This window comes from Enterobacter cloacae complex sp. IR53041 (genome assembly GCF_049238285.1).
Lineage (GTDB): Bacteria > Pseudomonadota > Gammaproteobacteria > Enterobacterales > Enterobacteriaceae > Enterobacter > Enterobacter roggenkampii.
On sequence record NZ_JBMKHB010000004.1, the window covers coordinates 1 to 25,600 of the forward strand.

The following is a 25,600-nucleotide window of genomic DNA, read 5'->3' on the forward strand; positions in this document are numbered from 1 at the left end:
TAGCTGAGCAGGAGGGACAACTGATAGAAACAGAAGCCACTGGAGCACCTCAAAAACACCATCATACACTAAATCAGTAAGTTGGCACCATTACCTGTTTGTCTATTCCACGGCCATTACCAACGACAGCGCCTCGTATTTGCACACCTTCGGCGTGACCGACGGTTTGCTCTCGGAAAATCCGTTCTACGGTTTATTCCTGATTTGCATTCTGGTCGCGATTTCTTCACGCGGTGAAAAGCTGCTGTTTAAAGTGTCCAGCCTGATGGTGCTGACCAAATTATTCGTAGTTGCCGCGCTGGGCCTGTCGATGATCGGCCTCTGGCATTTAGCCAACGTGGGCATGCTGCCGCCGCTGGGGCTGCTGATTAAAAACGCCATCATTACGCTGCCCTTTACCTTAACCTCCATTCTCTTTATTCAGACCCTGAGCCCGATGGTGATCTCGTACCGTTCACGTGAAAAATCGGTGGAGGTGGCGCGTCATAAGGCGCTCCGGGCAATGAACATTGCTTTTGGCGTCCTGTTTGTGACGGTCTTCTTCTATGCCGTCTCTTTCACCCTGGCGATGGGGCACGATGAGGCGGTCAAAGCCTACGAGCAGAATATCTCTGCCCTGGCGATTGCGGCGCAGTTTATCAGCGGCGACGGCGCGGGCTGGGTCAAAATCGTCAGCGTGATCCTCAATATCTTCGCCGTGATGACCGCATTCTTCGGCGTCTACCTCGGCTTCCGCGAGGCCACGCAGGGTATCGTCATGAACATCCTGCGCCGCAAAATGCCGGCAGAAAGAATCAATGAAAACGCCGTCCAGCGCGGGATTATGCTGTTCGCCATTCTGCTGGCCTGGAGCGCGATAGTCCTGAACGCGCCGGTGTTGAGCTTCACCTCCATTTGCAGCCCCATCTTCGGCATGGTGGGCTGTCTGATCCCGGCATGGCTGGTCTACAAGGTACCGGCGCTGCATAAATATAAAGGCGTATCGCTGGTGATTATTGTTATTACCGGACTGCTGCTTTGTGTTTCTCCTTTCCTCGCATTCTCCTGAGGGTAATTAAGGTCGTAACGATGTCTGAGCAAATTCATCCTTTATGGAATCAATTTATTCGCGCGGTGCAGGAAGAAGTGAAGCCTGCCCTTGGGTGCACCGAACCCGTCTCTCTGGCACTGGCCTGTGCGACTGCCGCAGACCTTCTGCCGGGGGAGGTCACACGGATTGAGGCGTGGGTCTCGCCGAACCTGATGAAAAACGGGCTGGGCGTGACGGTACCGGGTACCGGCATGGTCGGATTACCGATTGCGGCGGCGCTGGGCGCAATTGGCGGTAATGCGCACGCCGGACTGGAGGTGTTGAAAGATGCCACAGCTGATGCACTGGTCCGCGCCAAAGCCCTGCTTGAGGCAGGGCAAGTGCAGGTAAAACTGCAGGAGCCCTGCGATGAGATCCTCTATTCCCGCGCCTGCGTTTATGCCGGGGAACTCTCGGCAATGGTGACCATCGCGGGCGGGCATACCCGGGTGGTGGAAGTGGTTTGCCAGGGGGAAACGCGCTTTACGCTGGATAAGCCCGTGACCGAGGTGGATGACGACCCGCTGGCGGTACTGTCGCACGCTACGCTGTCGCAGATCCTGGAATTTGTCGAGCAGGTGCCGTATGAGGCCATTCGCTTCATTCTGGAAGCAGGGCAACTGAACGATGCGCTCTCCCGCGAAGGGCTCCGCGGGAAGTGGGGGCTGCATATTGGCGCAACGCTTGAGAAGCAGCGCTCGCGCGGATGGCTGGCGCAGGATCTGGGTTCAGACATTGTTATTCGCACCAGCGCCGCCTCGGATGCCCGGATGGGGGGCGCAACGCTGCCGGCGATGAGCAATTCGGGCTCCGGTAACCAGGGGATCACCGCCACCATGCCCGTCGTTGTTGTGGCTGAGCACCTTCAGGCCGGTGACGAACGGCTGGCGCGGGCGCTGATGCTGTCGCATCTGTCGGCGATCTATATCCATTATCAGCTTCCGCGCCTGTCCGCACTGTGTGCGGCGACAACGGCGGCGATGGGCGCTGCGGCGGGCATGGCGTGGCTGATGGGGGGCCGTTATCGGACCATCGCAATGGCGATCGGCAGTATGATCGGTGACGTCAGCGGGATGATTTGCGACGGGGCGTCAAACAGCTGCGCCATGAAGGTTTCCACCAGCGTCAGCAGCGCCTGGAAAGCGGTGATGATGGCGCTGGATGAGTCGGGCGTGACGGGCAACGAGGGGATTGTCGCGCACGATGTGGAGCAGTCGATCGCGAACCTGTGCGCACTGGCGTGCCGCTCGATGCAGGCAACGGACCGGCAGATTATTGAGATCATGGCGAGTAAGGTGTAGCGAGTTCAGGGCTCTATCGGTTCCCTCTCCCAGTGGGAGAGGGTTAGGGTGAGGGCGTTCTTTAAACCGGCAAATCAATCAGCAGCGCGCGCAGCGGCGTATCCGCCACCAGGGTAATATTCGCTTCATCACGAATAAACGCGCCGTCGCCGCAGGTGAGCGCCTCTTTCTCTTCCGTGTGCGTCACCGCATGCACCGTACCGTGAATCGACTGCAGATAGGCGCGCGGGCCGTGAAGCTGGAAGCTTGCCTGCTCACCTTTCTTCAGCTCGATATGGTGCAGCCACACCTGCTGACGCAGCTGCAGGCTCTCTTTACTGCCATCAGGGGATGCAATCAGCTGTTGCTTATCGCCCGTTAAATCTAACTTCTGTACCAGCGGATTTTCCCGCTCAGGGCAGGCGTCGAGCCACAGCTGCATGCGGGTCAGCGTTTTGTCTTTGCTGAGGTTATGCTCGCTGTAGCTGATGCCCGGCTGCGTGGAAATTAACAGCGCTTCGCCAGCCTTTGCCTGGACATGATTGCCCTCGCTATCGCGGTATTCTGCCTCGCCTTCCAGGATCAGGTTCAGGATATCGACTTTCGGGTACGTACGCGGCTGGAAGGAGGCGCCCGGGGCGAGCACTTCCTGGTTCAACACGCGCAGTGAAGCGTAACCGAGGAGTTTAGGGTCAAAGTAGTGTCCAAAGGAAAAGGTGTAGCGGGCCTGCAGCCAACCGAAATCGGCTTGTCCGCACTGTTTAGCTGTTCTTGTCGTAATCATAAACTTGACCTCTCTTTACACTAAAACAATGGTAAAGGTATGGACGCTTCATTGTTAGCCAGATATTCTGCCTGGTATGTTCAAATTTCCTGAATGAGAACGAGATGGCTAAAGAGAGAGCATTGACGCTTGAGGCGCTTCGCGTCATGGACGCGATTGACCGACGCGGCAGTTTTGCGGCGGCGGCCGATGAACTGGGGCGCGTTCCGTCTGCGCTGAGCTACACCATGCAGAAGCTGGAGGAAGAGCTGGACGTGGTGCTTTTTGACCGCTCCGGTCATCGAACAAAATTCACCAATGTCGGCCGAATGCTGCTGGAGCGCGGCCGCGTGCTGCTGGAAGCGGCGGATAAGCTGACGACCGACGCCGAAGCGCTGGCGCGCGGTTGGGAAACCCATCTGACGCTCGTGACCGAAGCGCTGGTGCCGACCGAAGCGCTGTTTCCACTGGTGGACCGCCTGGCGGCGAAGGCCAATACGCAGCTGTCGATCATCACCGAGGTGCTGGCAGGGGCGTGGGAACGTCTGGAGACGGGCAGGGCAGATATCGTTATTGCGCCGGACATGCACTTCCGCTCATCGTCAGAAATCAACTCGCGCAAACTCTACAGCGTCATGAACGTCTACGTTGCCGCCCCCAACCATCCGATTCACCAGGAGCCGGAGCCGCTCTCTGAAGTGACGCGCGTGAAATATCGCGGCGTGGCGGTCGCGGATACCGCGCGCGCGCGTCCGGTGCTGACGGTGCAGCTGCTGGATAAACAGCCACGTCTGACGGTGACCTCCCTGGAAGACAAACGGCAGGCGCTGCTGGCCGGTCTGGGCGTGGCGACGATGCCGTACCCGTTTGTGGAGAAAGATATTGCGGAAGGGCGGCTGCGGGTCGTGAGTCCGGAGTACACCAGCGAAGTGGATATCATTATGGCGTGGCGTCGCGACAGCATGGGCGAAGCCAAATCATGGTGCCTGCGCGAAATACCCAAACTCTTCGCCCACCACAATAAATAAACGAGTAGGCCCGGTAAGCGTAAGCGCCACCGGGCAGTAATTTACGCGACGATCCTAGGATCCGGACCAAAGCGGTTTTCACCTGGGGTGCCGCTCTGGCAGTTGAAGATAAGAATCACGATCCAGCCCACGATCGGGATCAACAGCAGCAATAACCACCATGCTGAACGATCGGTGTCGTGCAGCCGACGGAACAATACCGCCCACGATGGCAGCAGGACTAACAGGCCATAAATGGTGGTCAGCACGCCTTCACCGCCAGCCCGCTCCCAGCCAAGAATTTTATCCACAATACCCAGCACCATGATGAGGATGAAGTTCACCAGAACGAACATCCAGTACTCTTTGCGGCGGGCGCGGCCACCAAATCCAATGTAGTTGCGCAGTACTTTTAAATACCAGTCCATTTTCCTTGCCTCATTAGTCAGTCAATCACTTGTTTTCTAAGCGATCGAGGTAAGAATAGATGGAGATTGTGAATTAAAAAAGGGCATCTGGTGATGCCCTTAATATTTATCCAAAATGGACGTCGCGCCCGTGCGGTTCATCCAGATCCTGCCACGGCCCAATGGAGATAATACCCGTCGGGTTGATGGTCTTGTGGCTGCGGAAATAGTGGGTGCGAATATGGTCGAAGTCGACCGTCTCCGCGATGCCCGGCATCTGGTAGATGTCGCGCAGGAAACCATGCAGGTTCAGGTAGTCGCTGATGCGGTGCTTGTCGCACTTAAAGTGGGTGACATAGACCGGATCAAAGCGAACCAGCGTGGTCCACAGGCGAATGTCCGCTTCCGTCAGGCGATCGCCCGTCAGGTAGCGATGCTGGCCCAGGATCTGTTCCAGGCGTTCCAGCGATTCAAACACCTTTCCGACCGCTTCGTCATACGCTTCCTGGCTGGTGGCGAAACCGGCCTTATAGACACCGTTATTGACGTTGTCGTAAATCCAGCCGTTGAGCTCATCAATTTTCTCGCGCAGCTCAACCGGATAGTAATCTCCGGCACGGGCGCCGTGCGCGTCAAACGCGGTATTGAACATGCGGATGATTTCCGCAGACTCATTGCTGACAATCGTCTGGTTTTTCTTGTCCCACAGCACCGGCACGGTCACGCGCCCGGTGTAGTGCGGATCGGCGCGCAGATAGAGCTGGTACAGGAAATCATGGTGATAAAGATCGTCGCCGGTTGCCGCTGGGAAATCACTGTCAAACGTCCAGCCGTTTTCCAGCATCAGCGGGTTGACCACGGAAACCGGAATGAAGGATTCGAGACCTTTAAGCTTGCGCACGATCAGCGTGCGGTGGGCCCACGGGCAGGCGAGGGAAACATAAAGATGATAACGATCTTTCTCAGCCGCGAAGCCGCCTTCGCCGCTCGGGCCTGGTGCGCCGTCGGCGGTCAGCCAGTTACGGAAGGCCGAAACAGAGCGCTTAAAGCGACCTCCGGTGGATTTGGTGTCATACCAGACATCCTGCCAGACGCCGTCTACGAGTTGTCCCATTTTTTCTCCTCCGTCAGATAGCAAAAGCGAGGAGATGTCTCCTCGCTTTGTGTTTATTCAGTATAGCGTGCTTACCATTTCTTATTCAGAACGCGGTCGATGCTGTATGCGCCCGGGCCAGTGACGGCCAGCAGCAGGAAGCCACCCGCGATGGTCAGGTTTTTCATGAACATCAGTGAGTTCACGCCTTCCGCAAAGTTGCTGTGGAAGATGAGCGCGGTCAGCAGGGTGAAGCCTGCGGTAAACAGCGCGGTGGTGCGGGTCAGGAAGCCGAACAGCACTGCCAGGCCGCCGCCGAACTCAAGAAGAATGGTCAGTGGCAACAGGAACCCCGGAACGCCCATGGCTTCCATATACTGCTGGGTACCCGCATAACCGGTGATTTTTCCCCAACCTGCCACGATGAACAGAATTGGCATCAGAATACGCGCGACCAGTACACCAACATCTTCTAATTTTTTCATTTTACTCTCCAGGAAACCACATCAGCGGCTGAACGTTATTTGTCTGCAATTCCGGGTAGATACCGCGTCGTTGCTGTCGATGGAGAGCATCATAAACGTGACGGTGGGCGATTGTTAGCAAGGAAAACTGTCAATCTTCTTCAAAGATATTGAGTAAGGGAGGGGGAGGATTTTGTCGGGTGGCGCTGCGCTTACCCGGCCTACGCGTGTAAGTAGGCCGGGTAAGGCGTAGCCGCCACCCGGCGAGAAGGCTAGCGTAATTGCTGCTGACGGATCGTGGCTTTCACCAGACGCCAGGCGCTCCAGGCACCAAAACCCCGGCGCGCCCAGCGGATGAGCATATTTGGATGACGAACCGTCCAGATAGCCATCACGCTGCTGCCGACCAGCGCCCATGAACGCAGGCTCAGGAAGGTGTTCCAGCCCCGGTCAAACCGTCGCGTCGCGTCAATCCAGTCGCGACGGCTGGCCGACAGATCCAGCCGTTGCTGCTGGATCTGGCTTAGCAGGTACGCTTTTCGCTTTTGACGTTCGGCTTTACCGCTCACGGCTTGTCATCCTCCAGCAGGGCGCGATCGTTAGCCAGCTCCTGACGCGTATGGCGCAGGAACGTGGACTTACGCGCTTTACGCAGCGTCCATATGCCGCCAATCAGCGCCGCGACCAGCAGAACGACGGTCGTGGCAATCATGGCGTTAAGACGATACTGCGGGTCAATGGCCCAGATGATTAACACCATCAGGCTCATCAGACCAAACGCGGCGAAGAGCATGGTCAGTCCAAGCATCAGCAGCATCTGGAAGAGGTTCGCTTTCTCCTCCTCCAGTTCGACCACTGCCAGCCGGACGCGCGTTTCGGCAATCCCGACCAGCGTCGTCAAAATACGCTGGCCGATGCCGAGGACGTTGTTAGCAGGCCCTTGTGCGTGACGAGGATCTTCCATATCAACGACGCGTCAGCAGGACACCCAGTACCACACCGACTGCGGCACCAATTCCGACACCCGTCCATGGATTATCACGCACGTATTCGTCCGCACGCGCGGCCGCTTCGCGGGTCTGTTTTGCCAGCGCATCGCCGGTTTCACCCAGGCGATAGCGGCTCTCTTTCAGCGCCTGCTCCGCCTTGCTGCGCAGCTTGCTGACCTCTTCTTTTGACTTGTCAGCAGAGGAGTTCAGCACCTCTTCCAGGGTATCGGCCAGGGATTTCAGTTCAGCGCGCAGATGTTCAGACGTCGTATCTTTTGACATGATTCTCTCCTGTTGAGATTTCCGTTAACTCAATAATCGCGAGCTTCCAGCGCTTTCAGGTCATCCTGCGCTTCTTTCAACTTCTTCTCGCGCTTAGCAATTTTTTCCGCATCCCCTTTCTCTTTCGCTTCCTGCAGGTCGCGACGGCGCTCGGCTATCTCGTCCTTCTGTTCAGCGATTTTCTTCTGATGGTCGGCACGCAGCTTGCTGTCTGAACAGTTCGCTTTCACTTCGCTCAGCGCTTTTTTAAGACCATCAACACGGTGCTGATTGTTATGCTTTTCGGCATAACCGATCTCACGCTGAATATCCTGTTCTTTCTCCTGACAGAGAGAATTTGCGAAGGATGCTGTGCTTAAAGAAAAAAGGGCCAGAGCCAGAGTCATGCGGAATTTCATTATCGAAACCTTCCATTGTGTTGCGGCGTAAGCCGCTATCCAAAGTTATGCGGAGTACATTCGAGGGGTGCTCCGCGTACTTAAGCATAGTAAGTAAACGGGGGATTCACCAAAGTGAGTGAAAAGATTCGGAATCCTGGTAATTATCCAAACCGATGCGACGTATCGCGAATCAGCGACAGCCAGGCAGCAGGCTGGCTGTCATCTTCCTGCTGAGCGATGATATACCCGTGCGGCAGCGTACGGTCGAGAACCACTTTTGCGGCGGCACTTTGCGCACGGTAATCAAACTTGATCAGTAAAACATCGTCCTGCGGGGTGATGCTTTTAAAGCGGATCCCGTTCGCGTCCAGATGGTGCCAGACAGAAAAACCGTCAGGCACGCTGGCACCCTGGTTCACCGGGCGAATGGCCAGCGTGGATTCCTGGTGCGAAAGCGCGCTCCATGCCAGCAGCATGGCGCTGAGCACCACCAGTGTTATCACGGCGCAGGCAAAACGGCGCAGGGCGAGCGGTGAGATAGCCATCGTTAGCCTCTGGCTCCGTATTTCTTTTTCCACAGGACGACCAGCGAGCCGATCAGACCGAAGACCAGCAGCACCACAGGCAGCAGCATCAGGCAGGACATCAGCTGGTCTTCATATTTCATAAAGACTGGCGTTTTCCCCAACGCATAGCCGAGCGTCGTCAGAATCAGTACCCACAGCAGGCCGCTCATCCAGTTAAAGAACTGGAAGCGCGCGCTGCTCAGCCCCGACAGACCGGCAATGGTCGGCAACAGGGTGCGTACAAAGGCGATAAAGCGGCCAATCAGCAGCGCAGAAAGCCCGTGCTTATGGAAAAGGTGGTGCGCCCGCTGGTGATAATGTGCAGGCAGGTGCGAGAGCCAGTTCTGGACGATCCGGGTATTGCCCAGCCATCTTCCCTGGATGTAGCTGACCCAGCAGCCGAGACTCGCGGCGACGGTCAGTAACAAAATAGTTTGCGGGAATGCCATCGCCCCTTTGGCGCACAGCACGCCGACAAGCACCAGTAAACTGTCACCGGGCAGGAAAGCAGCAGGCAGCAAGCCGTTCTCAAGGAACAGGATCATAAACAAGACAAAATAGAGCATGCCAATCATGGAAGGGTTGGCCAGCGTTTCAAAATCCTGCGCCCAGAGGGCATGCAGTAGTTGGGTCAAAAGTTCCATTCAGTGTTCCTGGAAATCGGTTAACGTCATGCCTGTTATCCGGGACAAACAGCACGGCGACATGGTTGTGATTTCATTATGGTCGCTCGCGGACACATTGCGGTGTGGCCAACACTGTTCCCTGTTAATTGGCTGGTTAGCAAGCACTAACTTACAAAATAACGAAGTGAATCCAATTGTAACAAAGCCCAACGTTCTGCGTCACAGAATTTGCAGGCGTGAGTTGATTTTGGCGTAAGCCCAGAAAGTGAGCGAGGGGATTTACAAAGGCTGACACTATATATGTTTTGCTTACCCACGTTCGCCGGAAGGCGCAGCGAAGCGCCTGCCGGCAGAAAGGTCATCTATTTTGCGGCACTGGACGCCGTATCGAGATGAACAACGGGATTATCGGCAAAAAGATAGCGGTCAGCGTTAAATTCGAAGTCGTCGCTGGTTTCATTGAACAGCATCTGCTTAGTGTTTTCCAGGTGCTGCCACATCGCCAGCTTAGCGGCGTGCGGATCTTTACGAATCAGCGCTTTAAGGATTTGATCGTGATCGTCACACCAGTTGTCGACGGTACGGGAATCGATATGGTCGTGCAGTTTTTTCCAGTACGGGTTGTGAACGCGCTGAGTCCACATTTTCTCAACGATTGCCGCCAGCGCCGTGTTTTGGGTTGCCAGGGCGACCTGAACGTGGAACTGCAGATCCCACTCTGAATCGCGGAAACATTTTTCCTTGCGGGCATTCTCCTGGATTTCCATCAGCTTCATGATGTCCTGCTTGGTCACCTGCGTCGCCGCAAATTCGGCAATGTTGCTTTCAATCAGCTGGCGAGCCTGGAGCAGCTCAAACGGGCCATAGCTGGCGAATTCCAGACTTTCGTCCGCGACGGGAGAGTGTTTCGGCAGATTGGAAATGACGTGAATGCCGGAGCCTTTGCGTACCTCAACGTAGCCTTCGACTTCCAGCATGATGATCGCTTCACGCACCACGGTGCGGCTGACGCTTTTTTCATCCGCGATAAAGCGCTCGGCGGGCAGTTTATCACCGACAAGATAGACACCTTGCTCGATGCGATCTTTCAGCTCCGCAGCAAGTTGTTGATATAAACGACGTGGTTCGGTGATTTCCATATGCGCTCCAGACAGGGTACGGCAGATGATTTGTTATACCACTTTTGCGTGCCACTCTCCAGATTTTGCCATTAAAAAAGCCGCTACTGAGCGGCCTTTAAATGCCCGGCGGCGCTTCGCTTGCACGGGCCTACGGGTTTGTAGGCCGGGTAAGCGTAGCGCCACCCGGCACAGCAAGGCTAACTCTGCGTGGCCGGTTTCCCGAGGGACTCTTTTGCCAGCTCCTCTGCCGATTTGCTTTTCAGCACCGTCCAGATCACCACCGCGCCCAGCAGGTCGAAGACCGCCAGTACCGCAAACAGCGGGCTGAAGCCGATGGTATCCGCCAGCGCGCCGACGACCAGCGCGAACATCGTACTCGCGGTCCAGGCGGCCATCCCGGTCAGGCCGTTGGCGGTGGCCACTTCGTTGCGACCGAAGACGTCAGACGAGAGCGTAATCAGCGCGCCGGACAGGGACTGGTGCGCAAAACCACCGATGCACAGCAGGGCGATGGCCACGTACGGGCTGGTGAACAGGCCGATCATGCCCGGGCCAATCATCAGCAGTGCGCCCATGGTGACCACCATCTTACGGGAAACGATCAGGTTCACGCCAAACCAGCGCTGGAACAGCGGTGGCAGGTAGCCGCCCACGATACAGCCCAGGTCAGCGAACAGCATCGGCATCCAGGCGAACATCGCGATCTCTTTCAGGTTAAAGCCGTAGACTTTAAACATGAACAGTGGGATCCACGCGTTGAAGGTCCCCCAGGCCGGTTCCGCCAGGAAACGCGGCAGGGCGATACCCCAGAACTGACGGGTGCCCAGGATCTGCCAGACGGTCATTTTTTTGCCGTTGTTGGTCTGATGCTGCGCTTCCTGACCACCAATGATGTACTCGCGTTCTTCTTCGGAGAGTTTTTTCTGATCGCGCGGGTGCTTATAGAAAACCAGCCACGCGATTGCCCAGGCGAAGCTCAGCACGCCGGAAATGATGAAAGCCATCTGCCAGCTGTGCATCACGATAGCCCACACCACCAGCGGCGGCGCAATCATCGCCCCGATGGACGAACCCACGTTGAAGTAGCCGACAGCAATAGAGCGCTCTTTTGCCGGGAACCACTCGGAACTGGCCTTCAGTCCCGCCGGGATCATCGCGGCTTCTGCCGCACCGACCGCGCCGCGCGCCAGCGCCAGGCCGCCCCAGCTGCCCGCCAGCGCGGTGGCTCCGCAGAACACCGCCCAGGCGATGGCGAAGAAGGCATAGCCGATTTTGGTACCGAGGATATCCAGCACGTAGCCTGCAACAGGCTGCATGATGGTGTACGCCGCGGAATAGGCAGCAATGATGTAGGAGTATTGCTGCGTGGAGATATGCAGCTCTTCCATTAACGTCGGCGCTGCGGCTGCGACGGTGTTACGCGTCAGGTAGCCCAGCACGGTGCCTAACGTCACCAGTGCGATCATGTACCAACGTAACCCTTTAATTTTACGCATGTAAAACCTCATCGTTATAGTATTGCCGTGCCGGGACACGGTAACCGCTCGACCGTTGCCGGGAGCCGTTCAGTAACGGGAGGGGCGTAACCGGGAAATGTCCCGGAACGGCCCGAACCTTGCCAAAAGTCATCTGCATAAGTCGGTTTCCGTACCGTCAAATCTGGTGTAACTGACACCAGGAATGCATTCCGTCGGCTTATAGTTTGCGACGGCGAAAAGATAACTTGTCATACAGCTTTAAAAGGTGAGTGACATCACAAATGTATGATTCTTTGTGGGGATATTATTCGTGTCGCTTCAAGCCAGTACTGGCGCGGCTTGTAGAAGGATTTATCCCAATTTGGGTAATGTATTTGTCTGCGTTTATTGATCTCACTCACGAAAAAAACGTCGGATGATGGAAATTGGTGTGATAACTTTGCAGCATATGAACATACGCTTTCTGACGCTCCCGTAATGAGGAAGACGATAATGACGCCGTTTATGACCGACGATTTTCTGTTAGATACCGAATTTGCTCGCCGCCTGTACCACGACTATGCAAAAGATCAGCCGATTTTCGACTACCACTGCCATCTGCCGCCGCAGCAGGTTGCCGAAAATTACCGTTTCAAAAACCTGTATGACATCTGGCTGAAGGGTGACCATTACAAATGGCGTGCGATGCGCACCAACGGCGTGGCTGAGCGCCTGTGCACCGGCGATGCGACCGATCGCGAGAAGTTTGACGCCTGGGCGGCGACCGTCCCGCACACCATCGGTAACCCGCTCTATCACTGGACGCACCTTGAGCTGCGTCGCCCGTTTGGCATCACCGGCAAACTGCTCTCTCCAGCGACCGCCGATGAAATCTGGGACCAGTGCAATGCGCTCCTGGCGCAGGATAACTTCTCCGCGCGCGGCATCATGAAGCAGATGAACGTGAGGATGGTCGGCACCACCGACGATCCGATTGACTCCCTGGAGCATCATGCCGTTGTCGCCAAAGACACCTCTTTTGATATCAAAGTGCTGCCAAGCTGGCGCCCGGACAAAGCCTTCAACATTGAGCAGGCCACGTTCAACGACTACATGGCGAAGCTGGCGGAAGTGTCCGATACCGACATCCGTCGTTTCGCCGATCTGCAAACCGCGCTGACCAAACGTCTGGATCACTTCGCGGCGCACGGCTGTAAAGTCTCTGACCACGCGCTGGACGTGGTGCTGTTTGCGGAATCAAACGAGGCCGAGCTGGACAGTATTCTGGCGCGTCGCCTCTCCGGTGAATCGCTTAGCGAGCACGAAGTGGCGCAGTTCAAAACGGCGGTACTGGTGTTCCTCGGTGCCGAATACGCGCGTCGCGGCTGGGTACAGCAGTACCACATCGGTGCGCTGCGCAATAACAACCAGCGCCAGTTTAAACTGCTGGGTGCGGACGTGGGCTTTGACTCCATCAACGACCGTCCGCTGGCGGAAGAGCTGTCAAAACTGCTGAGCAAACAGAACGAACAAAACCTGCTGCCGAAAACCATTCTCTACTGCCTGAACCCGCGCGATAACGAAGTGCTGGGCACGATGATCGGCAACTTCCAGGGCGAAGGGATGCCGGGCAAGATGCAGTTCGGCTCCGGCTGGTGGTTCAACGATCAGAAAGACGGCATGGAGCGTCAGATGACGCAGCTGGCGCAGCTTGGCCTGCTGAGCCGCTTTGTCGGCATGCTGACCGACAGCCGCAGCTTCCTGTCCTATACCCGTCATGAATACTTCCGCCGCATTCTGTGCCAGATGATTGGCCGCTGGGTGCACGCAGGCGAAGCGCCGGCGGATATCCAGCTGCTGGGCGACATGGTGAAAAACATCTGCTTTAACAATGCGCGTGACTACTTCGCCATTGAACTGAACTAGGGCCGTTTGAGGTTGATATGCAATACATCAAAATCCATTCGCTGGATAACGTGGCCGTCGCGCTGGCAGATTTAACCGAAGGGACGGAAGTCACCTTCGACAACCAGTCGGTGACGTTACGCCAGTCCGTTGGACGTGGACATAAGTTTGCCCTGATCCCCATCGCCAAAGGGGAGAACGTGGTGAAGTACGGTCTGCCCATCGGTCATGCGCTGGCGGATATTGCGCCGGGTGAATACATCCATTCCCACAACGCCCGCACAAATCTGAGCGATCTGGACGAGTACAGCTATCAACCTGATTTACCTGCGGCACAAGAGCAGGCGGCGGATCGTGAGGTACAGATCTACCGCCGCGCAAACGGCGACGTGGGGATCCGCAACGAGCTGTGGATCCTCCCGACCGTCGGCTGCGTGAACGGGATTGCGCGTCAGATCCAGACGCGCTTCCTGAAAGAGACCAACGATGCCGAAGGCACTGACGGCGTGCATCTGTTCAGCCACACCTACGGCTGCTCCCAGCTGGGTGACGACCACATCAACACCCGAACCATGCTGCAAAACATGGTGCGCCACCCGAACGCGGGCGCGGTGCTGGTGATTGGCCTGGGCTGCGAGAACAATCAGGTGGACGCCTTCCGCGACACGCTGGGCGAGTTCGATCCTGAGCGCGTGCATTTTATGGTGTGCCAGCATCAGGACGACGAAGTGGAAGCGGGCGTCGAACAGCTTCATCAGCTGTATGAGGTGATGCGCCACGACAAGCGCGAGCCGGGCAAGCTGAGCGAGCTGAAGTTTGGTCTGGAGTGCGGCGGGTCTGATGGCCTGTCCGGTATCACCGCCAACCCGATGCTGGGGCGCTTCTCGGACTATGTGATCGCCAACGGCGGCACGACGGTGTTGACCGAGGTGCCGGAGATGTTCGGTGCGGAACGTATTCTGATGAGCCACTGCCGCGACGAGGAGACGTTTGAAAAAACCGTCACCATGGTGAACGACTTCAAGCAGTACTTCATTGCCCACAATCAGCCCATTTATGAGAACCCGTCGCCGGGTAACAAAGCGGGTGGGATCACCACGCTGGAGGAGAAATCCCTCGGCTGCACCCAGAAAGCGGGCGCCAGCCAGGTGGTTGACGTTCTGCGCTATGGCGAGCGCCTGAAAACGCACGGTCTGAACCTGCTGAGCGCGCCCGGTAACGATGCGGTCGCCACCAGCGCGCTGGCGGGAGCCGGCTGCCATATGGTGCTGTTCAGCACCGGTCGCGGCACGCCGTACGGCGGTTTTGTGCCGACGGTGAAAATCGCCACCAACAGCGAGCTGGCGGCGAAGAAAAAACACTGGATTGACTTTGATGCCGGGCAGCTTATCCACGGCAAGGCGATGCCGCAGCTGCTGACGGAATTCGTGGACGCGATTGTGGAAATTGCCAGCGGCAAGCAGACCTGCAACGAGAAGAACGATTTCCGCGAGCTGGCAATCTTTAAGAGCGGTGTGACGCTGTAAGTACTTTGTCGGGTGGCGCTAGCGCTTACCCGGCCTACTAAACCCTGTAGGCCCGGTAAGGCGTAGCCGCCACCGGGCTTTTCTTTTTAACTGCGGAGGGCGTTCTTCGCTAAACGCGCGTCTTCCGCCTGACAGGCCGCCGCGGTAAACAGCACGTCGGTAGAGGAGTTCAGCGCGGTTTCGCAGGAGTCCTGCAGCACGCCGATGATAAAGCCGACGGCAACCACCTGCATGGCGATTTCGTTCGGGATTCCGAACATATTACACGCCAGCGGGATCAGCAGCAGCGAACCGCCCGCCACGCCGGATGCGCCGCAGGCACACAGCGATGCCACCACGCTCAGCAGCAGCGCGGTTGGCAGATCCACCGGAATACCCAGCGTATGCACCGCCGCCAGGGTCAGTACAGTGATCGTAATCGCTGCGCCCGCCATGTTCACGGTCGCACCCAGTGGGATCGACACGGAATAGGTATCGCGATCCAGGTTCAGCTTCTCCGCCAGCGCCATGTTCACCGGTATGTTCGCCGCAGAGCTGCGGGTGAAGAAGGCATACACGCCGCTCTCGCGCAGGCAGGTCAGCACCAGCGGATACGGATTGCGGCGGATCTGCCAGAACACCAGCAGCGGGTTGATCACCAGCGCCACCAGCAGCATACAGCCGACCAGCACAACCAGCAGTTGTGCGTAGCCCCACAGCGCGTCAAAACCGGTGGTTGCAAGCGTAGAGGAGACCAGGCCGAAAATACCGATTGGCGCAAAGCGAATCACCAGCTTCACCATAAAGGTGACAGCGTTGGACAAATCGTTGACCAGGTTTTTCGTGGTCTCGTTGCCGTGACGCAGCGCGAAGCCCAGACCAATCGCCCAGACCAGGATGCCAATGTAGTTTCCGCTCATCAGCGCGGTGATGGGGTTAGAGACCATGCTCATCAGCAGACCGCGAAGGACTTCCACAATCCCGGACGGCGGCGTGATATCACCGGCCGCGCTGGTCAGGTGCAGCGTGGACGGGAACAGGAAGCTAAACACCACGGCCGTTAAGGCTGCAGAGAAGGTTCCCAGAAGATACAGGAACAGAATAGGGCGAATGTTGGTTTTTTGTCCGTGCTGGTGGTTGGCAATCGATGCCATGACCAGCATCAGAACCAGTACCGGCGCGACGGCTTTCAGGGCGCCCACAAACAGCGTCCCGAGCAGCCCCGTGGCTTCCGCAGCAGGTTTTGACACCATGGCCAGCAGAATACCCAGCACCAGTCCTACCAGAATTTGTTTAACCAGACTTCCCTGCGCCAGGCGCGCAAAAAGACCCGTCGATTGTGTGCTCATACATTATTCCTGAGTGAAATTGCGTTCCATTCCGAATGTGCTCTTAGTCACATTTATGTCCGGATGTAAGTAAATGTTTGCCTGGTCGAGTATAGGGAATGCGCGAAAGGAGGGAAGCGTAAAATGCTGGATTTTACGTGTTGCGTCATGTTTTTTAACTATTGATTAACGAAAGTGCCGGGTGGCGCTGCGCTTACCCGGCCTACGGGGTGACGTTGTAGGCCCGGTAAGCGCAGCGCCACCGGGCAAAACGCATTAAGCCTGCTGCTTCTTATCGTGCTGGCGGTTAACCCAGGTATTGATAATCAGCGTCACGATCAGAATGCCAAACACCACGCCGAGCGAAATGGCGATCGGGATATGGTAGAAATCGACGATCAGCATCTTGATACCGATAAACACCAGGATCACCGACAGGCCGTACTTCAGCATGGAGAAGCGCTCCGCCGCGCCCGCCAGCAGGAAGTACATCGCGCGCAGGCCGAGGATGGCGAACAGGTTAGAGGTCAGCACGATGAACGGGTCGGTGGTCACCGCGAAAATGGCCGGAATGCTGTCCACGGCGAAAATCACGTCGCTCAGCTCAACCAGAATCAGCACCAGCAGCAGCGGGGTGGCAAACAGCAGGCCGTTCTTGCGCACGAAGAAGTGCTCGCTCTCGATCTTGTCGGTCATGCGCAGATGGCCGCGGATCCACTTCACCAGCGGGCGATCGCCAATCGCGGAGCCGTCCTCTTTCGCCAGCGCCATTTTGACCCCGGTGAACAGCAGGAACGCGCCGAAGACGTACAGCAGCCACTCGAACTGGGTAATCAGCCAGCTGCCAGCGAAGATCATGATGGTACGCAGGATAATTGCGCCCAGCACGCCGTACACCAGCACGCGACGCTGCAGAGCCGCAGGCACGGCGAAGTAGCTGAACAGCATCAGCCAGACGAAGACGTTATCAACCGCCAGGGCTTTTTCAATCAGATAGCCGGTGAGGAAGGCGAGCGCCTGAGGATCGGCCACCGCGCGGCCTTCGGTCGAGGCCAGATACCACCAGAAGGCGGCGCAGAAGAGCAGGGAGAGAGTAACCCAGACCAGCGACCAGGCGGCGGCCTGTTTCATGGTCATACCGTGCGCGCCGCGACGGCCCTGCAAAAAGAGGTCGATCGCCAGCATGATGAGCACGACAACCGCGAATCCGCCCCACAACATTGGAGTGCCGACAGAATGCATACTATTTTCCTTACACATAAAAAACAAAAACGGCCATGGTCAGAAGACGATAGCCGTTAGCTTTTTATGCATAGACCTCGCCTTCCGGCAAGGTCTCACTTACAACCACGAGGGTTGCCCGGCGACCGGATGCGGTATTGCACGCATCGTAATGACGATCCACCGGCGAAGAAGTTACTCCCCTTTGCAGGTAACAAAATATGTCAGACCATCGGTTTCGTCAATGGTCTGCGCCGTTTCATTACACAGCTTTACGCGATAACTTCCGCGCTCACGCCGTCTGCCGGGAATACCACGCCGGTCTGACGGCGGATCTCCGTTTGCAGCTTCGCCGTGGTGCGGCTCACCGCAAGGCCTGGGTGATTCACTTCGTTGTCTTCCACCAGACGGGCGAAGACCTCTGCCTCATAGAGCATAGTGTTAATATGCTGAGGCTGCGTCAGCTCCTGCGCTTTGCCGCCGCGCGGGACAAAGCTCACCTTCTGGCACTCGGAGATCTTCTCGATAACCAGCGAGCCCGCTTCGCCCTGAATTTCGCTCGGCAGGACAGAATCGCTCACCTTGGAGTGCTGCAGCGTCACGCTGAAATCACCGTAATCCAGCACCGCGACACCGTGCGCATCCACGCCGCTCTCCAGCAGGCTGGCGGTGGCCGTGACGCCGTGCGGCTCGCCCCACAGGGCCACGGCAGAGGCCAGGCAGTAGAAACCGATATCCATAATCGAGCCGTTCGAGAAGGCCGGGTTAAAGGTGTTCGGGTTCTCGCCATCGAGATAGCGCTGGTAGCGCGACGAGTACTGGCAGTAGTTGATAAACGCTTTGTGCACTTTGCCCACCTTCGGCAGGGACTGCTGCAGCAGCAGGAAGTTCGGCAGGCTGGCGGTTTTGAACGCTTCGAACAGCACCACCTGGTTTTCGCGGGCAAGCGCGATGGCCGCTTCCACTTCTTCGATGTTCGACGCCAGCGGCTTCTCGCAAATCACATGCTTTTTATGGCTGAGGAACAGCTTCGTTTGCGGGAAGTGCAGGGCGTTCGGGCTGGCGATATAGACCGCGTCAATGGCGTCGCTTTGCGCCATGTCATCAAGCGAGGTGAAGAGATGCTCGACGAGGTAATCGTTGGCAAAACTCTGCGCCTGCTCAAGGCTGCGGGAATAGACTGCGGTAAGTTTCAGTTTGCCGGTTTCGTGGGCGGCGTCGACGAACTGGCGCGTGATCCAGTTCGTTCCAATGACTGCGAAACGTATCATAAACGTTTACGTACTCCGTAGCGGGGAACCTTTAGCCACTGTAGCACGTCATCATGACAATTCGCGTGCGCTATTCCGCATTACCTTTTAACGATAAATGCGTAAGCCACAGCCGGGTATCAAACTCCAGCTGGTGGTACTGCGGCTCCATATGGCAGCACAGAGAATAGAACGCTTTGTCGTGCTCTTTCTCTTTCAGGTGTGCGAGTTCGTGCACCACAATCATCCGCAGAAAGGCTTCCGGCGCGTTGCGAAAAACCGTCGCGACGCGGATCTCCGCCTTGGCCTTCAGCTTGCCGCCCTGCACGCGGGAGACGGCGGTGTGCAGGCCGAGCGCGTTTTTCAGCACGTGGATCTTGTTGTCGTACATCACCTTGTTGATCGGCGGGGCGCTCTTCAGATACCGGTTTTTCAGATCCTGCGTATACTGCCAGAGGGCTTTATCGGTCGCGAAATCGTGGGTGCCGGGGTAGCGTTTTTCCAGCACCGCGCCGAGCTTCTGCTCGGCAATCAGGCTGCGAACCTGAGAAAGTAAATGCTCCGGGTAGCCCTGGAGATAAGTAAGTTGGTTCATCAACGCCCCAAATCGACAATAAAACGGGTATACTCACGCACCCTTTTCAGGGATACGCCAAATTTTACCATTCAGGAGGGCCGATGAGCCACTTAGACAACGGTTTCCGTTCACTCAACCTTAAACGTTTCCCGGAAACGGACGACGTTAACCCGCTTCAGGCGTGGGAAGCGGCGGATGAATATCTGCTGCAGCAGTTGGATGAGACTGAAATCCGCGGCCCGGTTTTGATCCTGAATGACGCGTTTGGCGCGCTGGGATGCGCCCTGGCGGAGCACACGCCATACAGCATCGGCGATTCCTACCTGAGCGAGCTGGCGACGCGTGAAAACCTGCGCCATAACGACATCGAAGAGTCCAGCGTGAAGTTTCTCGACAGCACCGCGGACTACCCGCAGGCGCCCGGCGTGGTGCTGATCAAAGTGCCAAAAACCATGGCGCTGCTGGAGCAGCAGCTGCGCGCGCTGCGTAAGGTCGTCACGCCAGAAACCCGCATCATCGCGGGTGCCAAAGCGCGTGATATTCACACTTCGACGCTGGAGCTGTTTGAGAAGGTACTTGGCCCAACCACCACGACGCTGGCCTGGAAAAAAGCGCGCCTGATCAACTGTACGTTCGCCGCACCCGAGCTGGCCGACGCGCCGGACACGCTGAGCTGGAAACTGGAAGGGACCGACTGGACCATCCACAACCATGCGAACGTCTTCTCCCGTACCGGTCTGGATATCGGGGCGCGTTTCTTTATGGAACACCTGCCGGAAAATCTGGAAGGGGAAATTGTCGATCTGGGCTGCGGCAACGGCGTGATTGGCCTGACGCTGCTGGCGAAGAACCCGGAGGCCAGCGTGGTGTTCAGCGACGAATCGCCGATGGCGGTGGCCTCCAGCCGTCTGAACGTTGAAACGAACATGCCGGACGCGCTGGACCGCTGCGAGTTTATGATCAACAACGCGCTGTCGGGGGTAGAGCCGTTCCGCTTCAACGCTGTGTTCTGTAACCCGCCGTTCCACCAGAAGCACGCCCTGACGGATAACGTCGCGTGGGAGATGTTCCACCACGCGCGCCGCTGCCTGAAGATTAACGGCGAGCTGTATATCGTGGCGAACCGCCACCTGGACTACTTCCACAAGCTGAAGAAGATTTTCGGTAACTGCGTGACCATTGCGACGAACAATAAGTTTGTGGTGCTTAAGTCGGTGAAGCTGGGACGTCGTCGTTAAGATGGTTTTGCCCGGTGGCGCTTCGCTTACCGGGCCTACAATGGCCTCGGACCCGTAGGCCGGGCAAGCGCAGCGCCGCCCGGCAATGCCCTAGATCGCCAGAGCTAACTTCGTCCCCTGCGCAATTGCCCGCCGCGCATCCAGCTCCATCGCCACGTCGCACCCGCCGATCAGATGCACCGTTTTACCGGCCCCGCGCAGCGGATCCGCCAGATCCCGCTTCGGCTCCTGCCCGGCACACAAAATCACATGATCCACGCGCAGCAGCTGCGGCTCGCCGCCAATCGTGACGTGCAGCCCGTCGTCGTCGATCTTCTGGTAGCTCACCGCCGGGATCATCTTCACCCCGCGCGAGAGCAGGGTGGCGCGGTGGATCCAGCCGGTGGTTTTCCCCAGCCCTTCGCCCGGTTTGCTGGCTTTACGCTGCAGCATCACGATCTGGCGCGGGCTTTTCGGCAGCTGTGGCCCTTCGGGGCGCAGGCCGCCGGACTGGCTGAGGCTGGTATCAATGCCCCATTCGACGCAAAACTCAGCAATGTTCTGGCTGGTCGCCTCGCCCGGCTGGCTCAAATACATCGCGGTATCAAAGCCGATCCCGCCGCAGCCGATAATCGCCACCTTCTCGCCAACCGGTACTTTGTCACGCAGCACGTCGAGATAGCTCAGCACTTTTGGATGATCGATACCATCGATCGCAGGCGTGCGCGGTACGATCCCGCTCGCCAGGATCACCTCATCAAAATCAGTCAGATCCGCCGCGTGGACAAACTGGTTAAGCCGCAGCTCGACGCCCGTCAGCTCGATCATCCGGCGGTAGTAGCGCAGCGTTTCGTAGAACTCCTCTTTGCCGGGGATCTGTTTGGCGATATTAAACTGCCCGCCAATCTCTCCCAACGCATCAAACAGCGTCACGCCGTGCCCGCGCGAGGCGGCATTGACCGCAAACGCCAGGCCTGCCGGGCCAGCACCCACGACGGCCAGGCGTTTTTTATTGACCGCCGGAACGATCGGCATTTTGGTTTCATGGCAGGCGCGGGGGTTAACCAGGCAGGAGGTGACCTTCCCGACGAAGATCTGATCCAGACAGGCCTGATTACAGCCGATGCAGGTGTTGATCTCATCCGCGCGGCCGCTTTGCGCTTTGGAGAGCAGCTCGGCATCGGCCAGGAACGGGCGCGCCATCGAGACCATGTCGGCGTCGCCGCGCGAAATCACATCGTCCGCCACCTGCGGATCGTTAATGCGGTTGGTGGTGACCAGCGGAACGGACACTTTGCCTTTCAGCCTGCGCGTCACCCAGCTGAACGCCGCGCGCGGCACCGGCGTGGCAATAGTGGGAATGCGCGCCTCGTGCCAGCCGATGCCGGTGTTGATAATCGTGGCGCCCGCGGCTTCTATCGCCTGCGCCAGCTGCACGGTATCGTCGAACGTGCCGCCGCCCTCCACCAGATCGAGCATCGACAGGCGGAAGATGATAATAAAATCCGCGCCCGCGCGTTCGCGCACGGCGCGCACGACTTCTACAGCAAAGCGCATCCGGCGGGCATAGTCGCCGCCCCATTCGTCATCGCGGTGGTTAGTGCGGGCGGCGAGAAACTCGTTAATCAGATAGCCTTCAGACCCCATCACCTCAACGCCGTCATAGCCCGCTTCACGCGCCAGCGCGGCGCAGCGGGCGAAGTCGTCAATCAGCGCCAGGATCTCGTCGTGGCTCAGAGCATGCGGAGTGAAGCGGTTAATCGGCGCCTGAATGGCCGATGGCGCAACCAGATTCGGCTGGTAGCTGTAGCGTCCGGTGTGCAGAATTTGCAGGGCAATTTTACCGCCCTCGTTGTGTACCGCGTCGGTCACAATGCGGTGATGCGGCAGCTGTGCTGCATCGTTCAGCACCGCACCGCCCTCCATGCCGACGCCGGAAGGGGAAGGGGCCACGCCGCCGGTGACAATCAGCGCCACCCCGTGGCGCGCGCGCTCGGCATAGAAAGCTGCCAGACGCTCGGCCCCGTCCGGATGTTCCTCGAGCCCGGTGTGCATCGAGCCCATCAACACGCGGTTTTTGAGTGTGGTGAACCCCAGATCGAGAGGGGCGAATAACGACGGGTAGCGGCTCATAGTCTCTTCCAGTGTAAAATTATTGTTATGTGGTCGGATGAGTTACTAATTTAGCCAGCGGCAGCGGAAAGGTAAAAGCGGGATCGAATGATTGTGATAGATCTCAAAGAACTTCCCCGGTGGCGCTGCGCTTACCGGGTCTACAAATCCCCAGGACAGATAAGCGTAGCGCCATCCGGCGTTATTTACGGCGCCGCTGCCCGCACCAGCCCCGGCGCCTGCCACATCGACGTGGTCAGTCCGCTGTCCACCAGCCCGAGCTGGTCCGCGTATACCGCCTGCCATTTCTGCATCATGCCGTCGTACAGCTCGCGGTGCGCCGGGTTTGGCGTGAACTCGCGGCTCCATTTCACCAGCCGCTCGCCCGTCGAGGCCATATCCGCAAACAGCCCCGCGCCCGTACCCGCGGCAATCGCGCAGCCCAGCGCCGTGGCTTCTTTCACTTCCGGCACGCGCACCGGCAGGCCCGTGACGTCGCTTAAAATCTGGCTCCACAGGGCACCTTTTGACCCGCCGCCCGCAAACACCAGGCTCTCAAACGTCACGCCGGAAAAGCGTGAAATCTGCGCCAGGTTGCAGGCCGAAACAATCGCCGCGTTCTCTTCCAGGGCGCGGAACAGCGTCGCTTTATTGCATTTTTCCGGGTCGATGGAGAGGTTAATAAACGACGGCGCGGCGTGGTACCACTGCTTGAAATGCATTGCGTCGGAGAAGATTGGCATTACCCCGTGGGAGCCCGCTGGCACCCGGCTGGCCATCTCTTCCAGCAGGGAATAGGTGTCCATCCCCATCCGCTCGGCAATCAGCTTTTCCTCCGCGCAGAAGGCGTCGCGGAACCAGCGCATGGTCAGCCCGGTAAAGAAGCTGATCGACTCCGCCTGCACCATGCCGGGGATGACGTGCGGATTCACGCGGATGTTCATGTCGGGGTCGGTGCGTACCTGCGGCAGATTGACCACCTGCTGCCAGAAGGTGCCGCCCAGCACCGCCGTTTGTCCAGCGCGGACCACGCCCAGCCCCAGACAGCCCAGCTGCACGTCGCCGCCGCCCATCACTACCGGCGTGCCTTCGCGCAGGCCGCTCTGCTGCGCGGCCTCCCGGGTTATAGCACCCAGTACGGTGCCGGTCTCTTTTACCGGAGAGAGAATATCGGCGCGCAGCCCGGCCATGTCGAGAAGCGCCGGACGCCAGTCGCGGGAGAAGAGCTCCAGCATGCCGGTGGTGCCCGCGTTCGACGGGTCGACCGCCAGCTCGCCGGAGAGCTTCGCCGCCAGCCAGTCGCTGATCATGGTGATAGTCGCGGCCCTGCGGTAAATATCCGGACGGTGGTGCGCCAGCCACAGCAGGCGCGGCATGGCGCTCAGCGCCAGCGTCTGGCCGGAGACGTCATACACTTCGGATTCAAAACGGTTGTCGTGGATCTCTTTGAGTTCGGCCACCTCGCGGCTGGCGCGGGCGTCGACGTTGGCGCAGGCCCAGATGGCCTCGCCGTTACGGTCGTACAGCACGATCCCTTCGCGCATTGAACAGCAGGCGACGGACTGGATATCTGCCGCGCTCAGGTGCGCACGCTCCAGCGCCTGATGAATGCACCGGCAGGCCAGCTGCCAGTTGGTCTCGAGGTCAAACTCCATTGACCCCGGCACGTTTTCCACGCTCAGGTGCTTCCACTCGGCCTGGCCGACGGCAATCTGGTTGCCCTGCAAATCGAAAATCACGGCGCGAACGCTGCCGGTCCCTGCATCTAACGCTAAAAGGTAACTCATGAGCTTGCCTCGCTGTTAGCGCAGGGCGGGCTCTTATTTGGCCAGAGCCAGCACCGCGCGGGCTGTCGTCTCTTCCGTCACCAGGCCATTGATACGGCGACCCTTCAGTGCGGCATAAATCGCATCGGCTTTCTCTTCCCCGCCGGCCACGCCAACGATGGTGGGCAGCTGCGCCAGCTCATCAAGCGAGACGCCGAGTAATTCTTTGTGGATCTCCAGCTCCTCAACGCACTCCCCTTCGGCATTGAGGAAATAGCCGAGAATGTCGCCGACCGCCCCTTTGCGGGCGTACATCAGCTGTTCACCTTCGCTGATATAGCCGGAGCGCAGGATCGTGGCGTCACGGCGCTGGTTTACCGAACCGATCCCGACCACCGCCACGTCGGCGGCGGTGGCGGCGAGGATCACGTCCCGCACGCTGGTCTCGCGTTTTAAGATCCCGGCCACTTCGGCGGAAGACACGCGAAGCGGGGCGGGGATCATGCTGACGCTGCAGGCCGCGTCCAGCTGGCCGATACCGGTCATATACGGCCCGACGCCGCCGGAGAGCGTCACGAGGCGGATCTGCTGCGAGCTGATAAAGCCGCTCAGGTGCTGCAGGCTGCTCATGGTGGTTTCACCGAACCCCACCGCCAGCAGCTGGCCGGGCTCCAGCACGCCCATCAGCGACTGCGCCGCGCCAATGCCTAACCGCACGTTCATCGGCGGCGTATTTAGGGCAGGCATCACGCGCACCAGCTTCAGGCCAAAGCGCTGCTGTAGCTCGGTTTCCAGCGACAGGCAGCCCTCGTAGCGGGAGTTAATCTGCACGCGGATCACCCCGGACTGGCGGCCTTTCTCCAGCAGGCGGGAGATTTTTAATCGCGGCAGCCCGAGGCGTTCGCCGATATCGTTCTGGGTCAGCCCGTCGTGGTAGTAGCACCAGGCCACGCGCGCCACCAGCTCCTCTTCCGCCAGCGCCAGCCCGGCAAACCGTCCTTCTTCCGCAGTGCGTTTATCGCTCATAATTGAACTCTTATAAAAATTTAGATCATATGTTCGTGATGACGCGGAGGGAAATTGTGAGCCACGCGACAAAACGGATCATTTCGATCGTTTCTGGTTTATCTGAATCTCAATCGATAAAACTGTGATCCCTGCACGGTTGTAAATATAGTTCACCGTCTACGCTTTTGAACATTATTAAATCTAAAA

At 58.1% G+C, this 25,600-nt stretch carries 24 protein-coding genes and 1 pseudogene; 6 read left to right on the top strand and 19 right to left on the bottom strand.

The genetic code is table 11. From position 1 onward, the window contains the following. Positions 1–91: 91 nt before the first annotated feature. Together ACOTXF_RS04005 and ACOTXF_RS04010 are read left to right on the top strand one after the other, a co-directional pair. Positions 92–1,048: pseudogene (locus tag ACOTXF_RS04005) on the top strand (hypothetical protein); the annotation flags it as partial. Between the two features lie 20 nt (positions 1,049–1,068). Then, positions 1,069–2,370, top strand: coding sequence for a serine dehydratase subunit alpha family protein (locus ACOTXF_RS04010; protein WP_044597600.1), 1,302 nt, complete (start codon positions 1,069–1,071; stop codon positions 2,368–2,370). 61 nt (positions 2,371–2,431) lie between these two features. Here the strand turns inward: ACOTXF_RS04010 and ACOTXF_RS04015 are convergent, their stop codons facing one another. Beyond that, positions 2,432–3,133 carry a pirin family protein gene (locus tag ACOTXF_RS04015; RefSeq protein ID WP_023333544.1) on the bottom strand — a complete coding sequence of 234 codons (702 nt, stop codon included), beginning with the start codon at positions 3,131–3,133 and terminating at the stop codon, positions 2,432–2,434. A gap of 104 nt (positions 3,134–3,237) precedes the next feature. Between ACOTXF_RS04015 and ACOTXF_RS04020 the strand changes: the two genes are divergently transcribed. After that, positions 3,238–4,140, top strand: a complete 903-nt coding sequence (locus ACOTXF_RS04020) for a LysR family transcriptional regulator (protein WP_234115155.1) — start codon at positions 3,238–3,240, stop codon at positions 4,138–4,140. Positions 4,141–4,181: 41 nt separating this feature from the next. Here the strand turns inward: ACOTXF_RS04020 and ACOTXF_RS04025 are convergent, their stop codons facing one another. The 11 genes from ACOTXF_RS04025 to ACOTXF_RS04075 form a co-directional block, all read right to left on the bottom strand. Continuing rightward, the gene (locus ACOTXF_RS04025; protein WP_045334567.1) at positions 4,182–4,547 is read right to left on the bottom strand and encodes a DUF805 domain-containing protein; all 366 of its coding nucleotides are present in this window, start codon (positions 4,545–4,547) and stop codon (positions 4,182–4,184) included. 106 nt (positions 4,548–4,653) lie between these two features. Next, positions 4,654–5,640 (bottom strand): glutathione S-transferase family protein, encoded by a 987-nt coding sequence (locus ACOTXF_RS04030; RefSeq protein WP_232927264.1) that lies wholly within the window; start codon positions 5,638–5,640, stop codon positions 4,654–4,656. Positions 5,641–5,711: 71 nt separating this feature from the next. Next, positions 5,712–6,104 (bottom strand): DoxX family protein, encoded by a 393-nt coding sequence (locus ACOTXF_RS04035; RefSeq protein ID WP_232927262.1) that lies wholly within the window; start codon positions 6,102–6,104, stop codon positions 5,712–5,714. Positions 6,105–6,355: 251 nt separating this feature from the next. Further along, positions 6,356–6,652 (bottom strand): YqjK-like family protein, encoded by a 297-nt coding sequence (locus tag ACOTXF_RS04040; RefSeq protein WP_008503139.1) that lies wholly within the window; start codon positions 6,650–6,652, stop codon positions 6,356–6,358. After that, positions 6,649–7,047: a phage holin family protein gene (locus ACOTXF_RS04045; RefSeq protein WP_014885329.1), complete on the bottom strand. Its 399-nt coding sequence runs from the start codon at positions 7,045–7,047 to the stop codon at positions 6,649–6,651. Before ACOTXF_RS04045 ends, ACOTXF_RS04040 begins: the two co-directional genes overlap by 4 nt. Before the next feature lies 1 nt (position 7,048). Continuing rightward, positions 7,049–7,354: a DUF883 family protein gene (locus tag ACOTXF_RS04050; RefSeq protein ID WP_008503141.1), complete on the bottom strand. Its 306-nt coding sequence runs from the start codon at positions 7,352–7,354 to the stop codon at positions 7,049–7,051. Between the two features lie 29 nt (positions 7,355–7,383). After that, positions 7,384–7,752: a DUF1090 domain-containing protein gene (locus ACOTXF_RS04055; RefSeq protein ID WP_008503142.1), complete on the bottom strand. Its 369-nt coding sequence runs from the start codon at positions 7,750–7,752 to the stop codon at positions 7,384–7,386. Positions 7,753–7,895: 143 nt separating this feature from the next. Beyond that, on the bottom strand, positions 7,896–8,279 hold the full coding sequence (gene mzrA / locus ACOTXF_RS04060) for an EnvZ/OmpR regulon moderator MzrA (protein ID WP_048962252.1): 384 nt from the start codon (positions 8,277–8,279) through the stop codon (positions 7,896–7,898). Positions 8,280–8,281: 2 nt separating this feature from the next. Beyond that, a complete protein-coding gene (gene yqjA / locus ACOTXF_RS04065) occupies positions 8,282–8,944 on the bottom strand; it encodes a DedA family general envelope maintenance protein YqjA (protein WP_008503144.1) in 663 nt (220 codons plus the stop codon). 344 nt (positions 8,945–9,288) lie between these two features. After that, positions 9,289–10,065, bottom strand: a complete 777-nt coding sequence (gene exuR / locus ACOTXF_RS04070) for a transcriptional regulator ExuR (RefSeq protein WP_023309288.1) — start codon at positions 10,063–10,065, stop codon at positions 9,289–9,291. A 179-nt stretch (positions 10,066–10,244) separates the two neighbouring features. After that, positions 10,245–11,543, bottom strand: coding sequence for an MFS transporter (locus ACOTXF_RS04075; protein WP_008503146.1), 1,299 nt, complete (start codon positions 11,541–11,543; stop codon positions 10,245–10,247). Positions 11,544–12,017: 474 nt separating this feature from the next. Here ACOTXF_RS04075 and uxaC point away from each other — a divergent pair, with 474 nt between their 5' ends. Then, the gene (gene uxaC / locus ACOTXF_RS04080; RefSeq protein ID WP_047746852.1) at positions 12,018–13,430 is read left to right on the top strand and encodes a glucuronate isomerase; all 1,413 of its coding nucleotides are present in this window, start codon (positions 12,018–12,020) and stop codon (positions 13,428–13,430) included. 17 nt (positions 13,431–13,447) lie between these two features. Continuing rightward, positions 13,448–14,935 (top strand): UxaA family hydrolase, encoded by a 1,488-nt coding sequence (locus ACOTXF_RS04085; RefSeq protein ID WP_048961903.1) that lies wholly within the window; start codon positions 13,448–13,450, stop codon positions 14,933–14,935. Positions 14,936–15,021: 86 nt separating this feature from the next. Here the strand turns inward: ACOTXF_RS04085 and sstT are convergent, their stop codons facing one another. The 4 genes from sstT to ACOTXF_RS04105 all read right to left on the bottom strand — a co-directional run bounded on the left by sstT (position 15,022) and on the right by ACOTXF_RS04105 (position 19,308). Next, complete coding sequence (gene sstT / locus ACOTXF_RS04090; RefSeq protein WP_008503149.1) at positions 15,022–16,263, bottom strand: serine/threonine transporter SstT; 1,242 nt, start codon at positions 16,261–16,263, stop codon at positions 15,022–15,024. Positions 16,264–16,518: 255 nt separating this feature from the next. Beyond that, a complete protein-coding gene (locus ACOTXF_RS04095) occupies positions 16,519–17,484 on the bottom strand; it encodes a TerC family protein (protein WP_021242367.1) in 966 nt (321 codons plus the stop codon). A 251-nt stretch (positions 17,485–17,735) separates the two neighbouring features. Continuing rightward, positions 17,736–18,734, bottom strand: a complete 999-nt coding sequence (locus ACOTXF_RS04100) for a Gfo/Idh/MocA family protein (RefSeq protein WP_234115156.1) — start codon at positions 18,732–18,734, stop codon at positions 17,736–17,738. 70 nt (positions 18,735–18,804) lie between these two features. Beyond that, positions 18,805–19,308 (bottom strand): YgjP-like metallopeptidase domain-containing protein, encoded by a 504-nt coding sequence (locus tag ACOTXF_RS04105; RefSeq protein ID WP_008503152.1) that lies wholly within the window; start codon positions 19,306–19,308, stop codon positions 18,805–18,807. A gap of 83 nt (positions 19,309–19,391) precedes the next feature. Here ACOTXF_RS04105 and rlmG point away from each other — a divergent pair, with 83 nt between their 5' ends. Next, positions 19,392–20,528: a 23S rRNA (guanine(1835)-N(2))-methyltransferase RlmG gene (gene rlmG, locus ACOTXF_RS04110; RefSeq protein WP_047746846.1), complete on the top strand. Its 1,137-nt coding sequence runs from the start codon at positions 19,392–19,394 to the stop codon at positions 20,526–20,528. Between the two features lie 90 nt (positions 20,529–20,618). Here rlmG and ACOTXF_RS04115 read toward each other — a convergent pair whose 3' ends face one another. The 3 genes from ACOTXF_RS04115 to lsrR all read right to left on the bottom strand — a co-directional run bounded on the left by ACOTXF_RS04115 (position 20,619) and on the right by lsrR (position 25,411). Beyond that, positions 20,619–22,640 carry an NADPH-dependent 2,4-dienoyl-CoA reductase gene (locus ACOTXF_RS04115; protein WP_048961901.1) on the bottom strand — a complete coding sequence of 674 codons (2,022 nt, stop codon included), beginning with the start codon at positions 22,638–22,640 and terminating at the stop codon, positions 20,619–20,621. Positions 22,641–22,825: 185 nt separating this feature from the next. Continuing rightward, on the bottom strand, positions 22,826–24,406 hold the full coding sequence (gene lsrK / locus ACOTXF_RS04120) for an autoinducer-2 kinase (RefSeq protein WP_047746842.1): 1,581 nt from the start codon (positions 24,404–24,406) through the stop codon (positions 22,826–22,828). Between the two features lie 33 nt (positions 24,407–24,439). Continuing rightward, complete coding sequence (gene lsrR / locus ACOTXF_RS04125) at positions 24,440–25,411, bottom strand: transcriptional regulator LsrR (RefSeq protein WP_008503156.1); 972 nt, start codon at positions 25,409–25,411, stop codon at positions 24,440–24,442. Between the last annotated feature and the right edge of the window lie 189 nt (positions 25,412–25,600).

Coding starts and splice junctions, on each gene's coding strand:
- ACOTXF_RS04010 (WP_044597600.1), top strand. CDS start 1,069: ATGTCTGAGCAAATTCATCCTTTATGGAATCAATTTATTCGCGCGGTG.
- ACOTXF_RS04015 (WP_023333544.1), bottom strand. CDS start 3,133: ATGATTACGACAAGAACAGCTAAACAGTGCGGACAAGCCGATTTCGGT.
- ACOTXF_RS04020 (WP_234115155.1), top strand. CDS start 3,238: ATGGCTAAAGAGAGAGCATTGACGCTTGAGGCGCTTCGCGTCATGGAC.
- ACOTXF_RS04025 (WP_045334567.1), bottom strand. CDS start 4,547: ATGGACTGGTATTTAAAAGTACTGCGCAACTACATTGGATTTGGTGGC.
- ACOTXF_RS04030 (WP_232927264.1), bottom strand. CDS start 5,640: ATGGGACAACTCGTAGACGGCGTCTGGCAGGATGTCTGGTATGACACC.
- ACOTXF_RS04035 (WP_232927262.1), bottom strand. CDS start 6,104: ATGAAAAAATTAGAAGATGTTGGTGTACTGGTCGCGCGTATTCTGATG.
- ACOTXF_RS04045 (WP_014885329.1), bottom strand. CDS start 7,047: ATGGAAGATCCTCGTCACGCACAAGGGCCTGCTAACAACGTCCTCGGC.
- ACOTXF_RS04050 (WP_008503141.1), bottom strand. CDS start 7,354: ATGTCAAAAGATACGACGTCTGAACATCTGCGCGCTGAACTGAAATCC.
- ACOTXF_RS04055 (WP_008503142.1), bottom strand. CDS start 7,752: ATGAAATTCCGCATGACTCTGGCTCTGGCCCTTTTTTCTTTAAGCACA.
- mzrA (WP_048962252.1), bottom strand. CDS start 8,279: ATGGCTATCTCACCGCTCGCCCTGCGCCGTTTTGCCTGCGCCGTGATA.
- yqjA (WP_008503144.1), bottom strand. CDS start 8,944: ATGGAACTTTTGACCCAACTACTGCATGCCCTCTGGGCGCAGGATTTT.
- exuR (WP_023309288.1), bottom strand. CDS start 10,065: ATGGAAATCACCGAACCACGTCGTTTATATCAACAACTTGCTGCGGAG.
- ACOTXF_RS04075 (WP_008503146.1), bottom strand. CDS start 11,543: ATGCGTAAAATTAAAGGGTTACGTTGGTACATGATCGCACTGGTGACG.
- uxaC (WP_047746852.1), top strand. CDS start 12,018: ATGACGCCGTTTATGACCGACGATTTTCTGTTAGATACCGAATTTGCT.
- ACOTXF_RS04085 (WP_048961903.1), top strand. CDS start 13,448: ATGCAATACATCAAAATCCATTCGCTGGATAACGTGGCCGTCGCGCTG.
- sstT (WP_008503149.1), bottom strand. CDS start 16,263: ATGAGCACACAATCGACGGGTCTTTTTGCGCGCCTGGCGCAGGGAAGT.
- ACOTXF_RS04095 (WP_021242367.1), bottom strand. CDS start 17,484: ATGCATTCTGTCGGCACTCCAATGTTGTGGGGCGGATTCGCGGTTGTC.
- ACOTXF_RS04100 (WP_234115156.1), bottom strand. CDS start 18,734: ATGATACGTTTCGCAGTCATTGGAACGAACTGGATCACGCGCCAGTTC.
- ACOTXF_RS04105 (WP_008503152.1), bottom strand. CDS start 19,308: ATGAACCAACTTACTTATCTCCAGGGCTACCCGGAGCATTTACTTTCT.
- rlmG (WP_047746846.1), top strand. CDS start 19,392: ATGAGCCACTTAGACAACGGTTTCCGTTCACTCAACCTTAAACGTTTC.
- ACOTXF_RS04115 (WP_048961901.1), bottom strand. CDS start 22,640: ATGAGCCGCTACCCGTCGTTATTCGCCCCTCTCGATCTGGGGTTCACC.
- lsrK (WP_047746842.1), bottom strand. CDS start 24,406: ATGAGTTACCTTTTAGCGTTAGATGCAGGGACCGGCAGCGTTCGCGCC.
- lsrR (WP_008503156.1), bottom strand. CDS start 25,411: ATGAGCGATAAACGCACTGCGGAAGAAGGACGGTTTGCCGGGCTGGCG.